Source organism: Thermococcus sp. (assembly GCF_027063845.1).
Taxonomy (GTDB): domain Archaea; phylum Methanobacteriota_B; class Thermococci; order Thermococcales; family Thermococcaceae; genus Thermococcus.
Genome location: NZ_JAMOQU010000089.1, coordinates 70,794 through 78,174, shown reverse-complemented (window position 1 = coordinate 78,174; position 7,381 = coordinate 70,794). Strand labels below are relative to the sequence as shown.

Genomic DNA, 7,381 nt, shown 5'->3' with positions numbered 1-7,381 from the left:
AGTCCTCATTTTCCTCTTCGATTATGGCCATCACGGCAGATAATAGTCTAACAGGGTCAAGGCCGAACTTCTTTGAGAGTATCAAAAGCTCGAGGAAAGTTGCCTCCGAGGTCGTTATCCGCCCTTTATATTCCTCATAGAGCCTTCTGGCGTTCTCCTTTAGCCAGTCGTTGGGTTTGAGAAGAGCAAGGAAAAAATCAGTGTCTGCATATACCATCTTACTTTATTTTCTTTTGAGAGCCTCGCCGTTCACGGCGGGGATGCAGTAAACCACCCAACAGCCTTGAATCATCGAAACCCTTTTAAGTCTAGTCAGCGTAATAAGACCTCGAAGAGGCCACCAAAGAACAACCCCATGGGGTGAGGGATTTCACGTTACCCTCCAGCGTTGGAGGGTTGACGCCGTAAGGCGTCCTTTCAATGACTGCCCGTTGTGGCAGTCAAGGACTCTGGGTGGTGGCCTCAAGCGATAACCCCAATTCGCTCTGCGGTAGGGGTAACGGGCCCGAGGCCGGGCCTGCGGGCTGAACCGAAACCGGCAACGGGAGTAGGTTATGGGCCCGCAAACCTCCCCAAGGCGGGGAGGAGGTCAGCCACCCGCGAGCTTCTCCGCCTCTTTCAGGATTTCCCTTCTAAGCTCTTCGATAGAAACGTCTGGGAGCTTCTTTCCGAGTTCCTCAAGCTCCCTCAATGGGTCCTCTGGCTTGGGCACTATGAGAATGCCCTCCGACACTCTGACGAGGTAAACCTCACCCGAAATGTCCTTCCTGAGCTCCTTGGGTATGTAGAGCCTACCCCTTGAGTCCACCTTTGCAAGCATTTTCCCACCATTTGAATTTGAGTGGGAGTATACTTATAGTTTTTCCCCACTCACCTTTTTAAATCCCTCCTCCAAAGGAGTTCGGGTGAGAGAAAATGACGCTCAGGGCGCACCACGTCAGGCTTACGACCTTCATTCACGCGACCGAGGACGAGGACAAAGTTCTCGAGGCGATAGGGACGTTCATTCCGGAGGAGATAGACGACGAGGATGTTCACTTTGAAGTCGAGGAAACCACGGGCTTCTTTGGCAACCCGATTAAGGTCGTCAACGTCGAGATAAAGAGGAGCAAAGCGGTGAGGGCGTTTCTCAAGCACTTCAGAGAGCTCCTCGACGAGAACGCAAGGCGCTACATACTGGAAAACCTCGACGAGAAGGTCGACGACGAGGGAACGCTCTACGTCCGCTTCAACAAGCAGAAGGCCTACCTCGGTGAGGTAGAGGTTGACGAGGGAGGCGACACGATTCAGGTTAAGATTAAGGTTAAGGCCTTCCCGATGAGGAAAGAGGCCGTCGTGAAGGCCGTGAGGGAGTGGCTGGAGGAGAAGGAATGAGCGAGAGGGACTACTTCGTCGAGATGGACGTCAGGAGCGTGGAGGCCTACGAGCTAGCTAAGGAGTGGTTCGACGAGGTAGTCTTCACCAAAAAGCTCATCCTCGATACCGAGCCAGACTGGGACTCGCTGAAGGAGGAGCTTCGGGAGCTGAGGAGGACCTACGGGAAGGTCGCGGTTCTGCTCGTAACGAGAAAGCCGAGCCTGATACGGGCCTTTAAAGCGAGAAACCTAAAGGCCCTGCTCTACGTTCAGGGAGGCGACATGAGGGTCAACAGGATGGCCATTGAGGCAAAGGTTGACGCGCTGATAAGTCCCTGGCTCGGAAGGAAGGACTACGGCTTCGACCACACGTTGGCTGGAATGGCGGGCAGGAGGGGCGTTGCAATCGGCTTCTCGCTCTCACCCCTTTTGAGGGCGAACCCCTACGAGAGAGCCTTAACGCTCCGCTTTATGGCAAAGGTCTGGGAGCTGGTCAGAAAGTATCGCGTCCCTCGCTTCATAACGAGCTCGGCCGAGAGCAGGTGGGAAGTCCGCGGGCCGAGGGATTTGATGAGCCTCGGGATAAACATCGGAATGGAGGTTCCTGAGGCGAGAGCCTCTCTGAACTTCCACCCGCGCTCACTTCTCTCGCGCCTCTGACGAATTTTTGGCCCCTCTGAAGTCCCTGTTGTAACTTTGTCAAGTTGTATAACCAAGAAGAATATTTAGTGTCGGAAAATATGTCGAAAATTATATAAATGCAACCTTCCAGTCCCCAAGGGTGGCAATATGGAACCCCTCCACGAGCCAGTTTATATCACAGTTGCATTCGCGCAGTACGGCGAGGCGGGAAAATCCGACCGGGGTTTTGACCTGAAGTACAGCAGGGAAGAGAACCCAACGGTTAGGATACTCGAGGGGGAACTCTCAACCCTTGAATGCGGAAGGGATGCCCTGACCTTCAACAGCGGCATGGCGGCGATAAGCTGTCTCTACCTCTCACAGCTCTCGGCCGGGAAAGAGGTCGTCCTCCCGATGGAGGCATATGGAACCACCATTCAGCTCGCGGAGGAGCTGGGGAAGTTTGGAGTTAGAGTTAAGCTTGCCTATCCGAGCGCCGAATCCCTGGTTGAGGCCATTGACGAAGGAACGTCCCTCGTGCTCGTTGAAACGATGACCAACCCGACGCTCAAGGTGATAGACGTTCCGGAGGTCGTGAAGAGGGCCGGGGAGGTTGGAGCCAGGGTCGTTGTTGACAACACCTTTTCCCCGCTCGTCTTCAGACCGCTTGAGGTAGGGGCCGATGCGGTTGTTCACAGCTTAACGAAGTACATAGCCGGCCACAATGACGTCTTGGGGGGAGCCGTAATCCTCGGAAGCCTTGACGTTTCCGGGCTCTGGCAGTGGAGAAGAATGCTCGGCTCGATAATTCAGCCCGTTGAGGCGTGGCTCGTGTTGAGGGGCATGAAGACGCTTGAAGTTCGCTTTGAAAGGCAGAGCAGGAGTGCCCTTGCGGTGGCGGAGTTTCTGAGCGAGCATCCAAAGGTTGGGGCCGTCCACTACCCAGGGCTGAGGGACGACCCATACCACGAGACCGCGCGGAGGCTCTTCGAGAGGGACCTCTACGGCGGAGTCGTGAGTTTTGAGCACGCCGACGGCAGGGCCGAGGTTCTGAGATTCCTCCGTTCGCTGAGGAAAATCTTCCCGTCGCCCTCGCTCGGAGGAGTTGAGAGCATAGCGTCCTATCCTGCCCAGAGCGCCGCGAAGGTAATGCCCCCGGAAAGGAGGAGGCTCCTCGGCATCACCAACGGCCTGATACGCCTATCCCTTGGTCTTGAAGACACGGATGAGCTCATAGAGGACATAGACAGGGCCTTGGGGGGTGATGGTGATTAAGGTCTACTCCTGCCCCAAGGATCTCCTGAACGGGCCGTGCGGTGGGGCCCTCGGGGACTCCTGCGAGGTTGACGGGAGGAGGTGTCCGTGGACATCACTGCTGGAGCGCCTTCCCCTTGAACCCTGGATGCTCTTCGATGAACATCCACTGCTCGCCCGGCTCGAGGGGCTCGTCGAGTCGGACTCGAGGCCGAAGGACTCGGCGTTCTGGAGGAACATATCCAAGGGGAGGGCCTTCAGCGTCGAGTTTCCCATAAGGGTTGTCCGCTCAAGCGGTGATTTCCTTGAGGTTGTTAATGGTCTCGACGCAGACCTCGTGACCGTTCCGGACAACCCCCTCGGTTACCCGCACTTCGACCCGATTGCCCTCGCGACGAAGCTGAAGGATACCGGCCTAAAAGCTGGTGTGATGCCCCACGTAACGGCCAAGGACAGGAACCTCTCGGCGCTCGCCTCTGAGCTAAGGACTGCACAGCTCTTCGGCTTTGAGGCAGTTCTTTTGACCACCGGCGACTGGCCCGGGCTTTCGATGCCGAGCAGGCCCGTCTTCGAGCTCGACGCACCGAATCTGATAAGGCTCGCGAGGCTCGTCTTTGCGGGTGTAATGCCCCCCGGTTACAGGGTTTCAGTTGAGGGCCGTCCGAGGGTTGCGGCCGCCATGAGTCCCCACTACAGGACGACACTCGAGGTGAAGAGACTCATCAGGAAGCTCGTTGCGGGGGCCGAAGTTTTCTTCACCCAGGTCGTCGCGAGAAGGGATAGCGTCGCGGCGATACGCGAGATACTCGGCGGGATTAGGGAGAAGACTAAGGTAGACGTTCCGGTCGTGGTCTCGCTCCTCTACCCGCTGAGGGACGAGCTCAGACCGTTCCTTGAGAGGATGGGCATTCCCGTGGGAGGCGAGAGCTTTGAGGAGCTCCTCGAGGAGGTCAAATCCCTTGACGATGTGAGCGGTGTGAACTTAATTCTCCTCGCGGACACCGCCGGGGAGTGGCTCTCGCTCTGGAACGAGACGAGAAAGCTCGTGAGGGAGGTGTTCGTATGATAGTTCCGGCTTTGATAGGTAGCCTTCCCAGACCGGTCTCGCTGGCGAAGAAGATTGAGCAGTACTCCATAGGCAGGCTGAGCAAGGAGAAGCTGGAAGAGGCCTACAGAGAGCACACGAGACGGGCGTTCGTAAAGCTGAGGAACGCCGGGATAAAGGTAATAACCGACGGTCTCTACCGCTGGGACGACATATTTAACCCGCTGATACGGTTCATAGACGGAATCGAAGTGGACGGTCTCTTTAAGTTCTACGAGAACAACTTCTTCTACCGCGCCCCCGTTGTGAGGGGAGAGCTCTCGCTCAGGGAGAACCCGATTCCCGAGTGGATTAACGTGGCTCTGGAGATAAAGGAGGAGGTTTACCCCGAGGCAACGCTCAAGGCCGTCCTGCCCGGCCCCGTCACGCTCGCCTATCACTCGATAAACGAGGCCTACGAAAGCCTTAACGAGCTGGCGGAAGCTTACGCAAACGTCCTGGGGGAACTCATGAAGGAACTGCCCGTAAAGCTCGTTGAGCTTCAGGAGCCTGCCTTGGCCGCGGAGCTTTCGAGGGCAACGAGGGAGAAAAAGGAAGACGTTTCTCCGGAGGTCGCCAGGGAGATCATAGAGGGGCTCGCGAAGATAAGGGAGCTCTGGGTCGTTACGTACTTCGGCACCCCCAGGGTTCTTCCCGAGGGGGTCATCATGAACTTTGACCTCATCGAGGGCTCGGTTCCGGAAAACTACTCGGGAAGGATAGGTCTCGGCATAGTGAACGCGAGGGAAACCAAGATGGAGAGGCGCGACAGGCTAATAGACAGGCTCAGGCCATTCCTCAGAAAGTACGGGGAGGTTTACGTTACGCCGAATACCCTCCTCGACTTCCTTCCAGAGAGCGTCGCCTGGAGGAAACTGAGGCTCCTCGGAAAGCTAGGGGGATGAGTGAGATGGAGCTTCCAATCCTTCCCACGAGCGTCATAGGGAGCTATCCAAAGCCGAGGTGGCTCCTGAGGATGTACAATCTCTACTCCCTTGGCAGACTTCCCGAGGAGGACTTCAGGGAAGCAGTTAAGGACGCGAGCGTAGCCGTCCTGAGGGAACACGAGAGGACCGGCATTGATATTCCCTGGGACGGGGAGATGGGCAGGAGCGAGATGACCGAGTACTTCACTTCCAAGATAGGCGGCTTCCGCTTCTACGGTCCAGTACGGGTGTGGGGGAACGCGTACTTCAACAAGGCCGCGGCGGTCTCGAAGCTCGAGTACCGTGAGCCGCTCGTCCTCGACGAGTTCCGCTGGGTCAAAGAAAACACGACGCGGGAGATAGTGAAGGTTCCGATAACTGGCCCCTACACGATAGCGGAGTGGAGCTTCAACGAGTACTACTCGAGCAAGGAGGAGCTCGCCTTTGAGCTAGCAAAGATACTCAACAGGGAGTTCAGGCTCCTCGAGGAGGAAGGGGCGAAGTTCATCCAGATAGACGAGCCAGCGATGCTAAACCATCCGGACGAGGTCCCCATAGCTGTCGAGGCTATCAACAGGGCCGTGAAGGGGGTTAACGTTAAGTTCGGCCTCCACGTCTGCTTCTCCAACTATCACCTCCTCGCGGACCACTTCGACGAGCTTAGGGTTTCGCAGTTTGCCCTCGAGTTCGCCAACAGGAAGTTCCGCGACATGGACTTCCTCAGGAAGCTGACCCATCAGGAGCTTGGCTTCGGCGTCATCGACGTGCACAATCCCCGCGTTGAAAGCCCCGAAGAGGTCGCGAGGGCGATAAGGAAGGTCATGAACTACGTCGAGCCCGAGAGGCTCTACATAAACCCCGATTGCGGCCTAAAGCTCCTCGACAGGAGGATAGCATATCAAAAGCTCGTGAACATGGTCAGGGGCGTTGAGATCGTCAGGAAGGAGCTCGCGAGGGAGGGCAAGAAGAGCATACCCTTCAGGAGGTCGGTGTGATGCTTTGCTCCGGGGGAAGATTCGTCGTCAAGTTCGGTGGGAGCTCGCTGAGGGATAGTTTCGAGGAGGCCCTTTCCTTCGTCTCCCGCCTCTGGGACGAGAACGAGGTCGTGGTAGTCGTCTCAGCATTGAAGGGCGTAACGGACATGCTCGAGGGCATCTCAAGGGGCAACGGAAGCGTCCAGAGCGTTGAGGAGCTCCACCTGGAGTTCGCGAAGAGGAGGGGAGTATCGCCTTCCGTTCTTTCACCCATCCTTGAAGAGCTCAGGAGAATAAACACACTGAACCTTCCCTGGGAAGCCTTCAGGGATCACGTTCTCTCGCTTGGGGAGATGCTCTCAGGGATAATATTCACCGAGGCCCTGAGGAGGAGGGGCATTCCAGCCGTGCTTTTCGAGCCGTGGGAAATCCTGATGACGGACGGGCGTTTCGGTAACGCGGAAATAGACCTCAGGGCGAGCAGGAAAACCGTGAAGCCGGTCGAGGAAGCCCTTGAGGAAGGCCTTGTGCCGGTAGTTCCTGGCTTCGTTGGCGGTTACAGCGGTTTCAGAACGACCCTCGGCAGGGGTGGTAGCGATTACACGGCCTCGGCCCTCGGAAGTCTAATCGGGGCGAGCGGTGTCATCATAATGAGTGATGTTGAGGGGATTTACACCGCGGACCCAAGGAAAGTATTAGGGGCGAGGCTCATACCTTTTGTTTCCTTTGGGGAGGCCTACGTGGCCGCGAGGCTCGGAATGAAGGTGCTACATCCCAAGGCGGCTGAAGTGGCGGGGCCAATACACCTCGGCAGGACGAGAGACTGGCACATCGGCACGGTCGTTGGTTATGAGAGCTCCGGGATACCCATAGTGACTTACCGTGTCGAGGGAAGCGATGGAATAGTCAGCGTTGTGGGAGTTGACTCGCTCGGGAGCTTTCCCTTCGAGAGGCACGAGGAAAAGGGAATTCCTTGGGTGTCAGTTCGCGTTCCGCTTTCCCGTCTCGGGAGCGCTTTGAACGCGATTCACTGGGAGGTCATAGGAAGAAGGATAATGTTCTCAAGGGCCCTGTCAACTGTTCAAGTGGTGATATAATATTTTTCCAAATTTCTAAATCTATTGGGATTTTCAGCGAAATTTTGTCACTTAGATGGGCCTTCTTTCG

Annotated in this window: 8 protein-coding genes and 1 pseudogene; 7 read left to right on the top strand and 2 right to left on the bottom strand. The window is 56.5% G+C overall.

Going from position 1 to position 7,381, the window contains the following annotated elements:
• Both MVO87_RS06940 and MVO87_RS06935 read right to left on the bottom strand, forming a co-directional pair.
• Window positions 1-217, bottom strand: a pseudogene (locus MVO87_RS06940) (pilus assembly protein); the annotation flags it as partial.
• 372 nt (window positions 218-589) lie between these two features.
• Window positions 590-820, bottom strand: coding sequence for an AbrB/MazE/SpoVT family DNA-binding domain-containing protein (locus MVO87_RS06935; protein ID WP_297516787.1), 231 nt, complete (start codon window positions 818-820; stop codon window positions 590-592).
• Between the two features lie 95 nt (window positions 821-915).
• Between MVO87_RS06935 and MVO87_RS06930 the strand changes: the two genes are divergently transcribed.
• The 7 genes from MVO87_RS06930 (at window position 916) to MVO87_RS06900 (ending at window position 7,311) form a co-directional block, all read left to right on the top strand.
• Window positions 916-1,374, top strand: a complete 459-nt coding sequence (locus tag MVO87_RS06930) for an RNA-binding protein (RefSeq protein WP_297516788.1) — start codon at window positions 916-918, stop codon at window positions 1,372-1,374.
• On the top strand, window positions 1,371-2,015 hold the full coding sequence (locus MVO87_RS06925) for a Ribonuclease P protein component 3 (protein ID WP_297516790.1): 645 nt from the start codon (window positions 1,371-1,373) through the stop codon (window positions 2,013-2,015). The genes MVO87_RS06930 and MVO87_RS06925 overlap by 4 nt, the downstream gene beginning before the upstream one ends.
• A 129-nt stretch (window positions 2,016-2,144) precedes the next feature.
• Window positions 2,145-3,251 (top strand): cystathionine gamma-synthase family protein, encoded by a 1,107-nt coding sequence (locus MVO87_RS06920; protein WP_297552666.1) that lies wholly within the window; start codon window positions 2,145-2,147, stop codon window positions 3,249-3,251.
• Window positions 3,241-4,296: a methylenetetrahydrofolate reductase C-terminal domain-containing protein gene (locus MVO87_RS06915; protein ID WP_297512792.1), complete on the top strand. Its 1,056-nt coding sequence runs from the start codon at window positions 3,241-3,243 to the stop codon at window positions 4,294-4,296. Before MVO87_RS06920 ends, MVO87_RS06915 begins: the two co-directional genes overlap by 11 nt.
• On the top strand, window positions 4,293-5,219 hold the full coding sequence (locus MVO87_RS06910; protein ID WP_297552664.1) for a uroporphyrinogen decarboxylase/cobalamine-independent methonine synthase family protein: 927 nt from the start codon (window positions 4,293-4,295) through the stop codon (window positions 5,217-5,219). The genes MVO87_RS06915 and MVO87_RS06910 overlap by 4 nt, the downstream gene beginning before the upstream one ends.
• A 5-nt stretch (window positions 5,220-5,224) precedes the next feature.
• A complete protein-coding gene (locus tag MVO87_RS06905) occupies window positions 5,225-6,235 on the top strand; it encodes a methionine synthase (protein ID WP_297552678.1) in 1,011 nt (336 codons plus the stop codon).
• Window positions 6,235-7,311 carry an aspartate kinase gene (locus tag MVO87_RS06900; protein ID WP_297515959.1) on the top strand — a complete coding sequence of 359 codons (1,077 nt, stop codon included), beginning with the start codon at window positions 6,235-6,237 and terminating at the stop codon, window positions 7,309-7,311. Before MVO87_RS06905 ends, MVO87_RS06900 begins: the two co-directional genes overlap by 1 nt.
• Window positions 7,312-7,381: the final 70 nt, after the last annotated feature.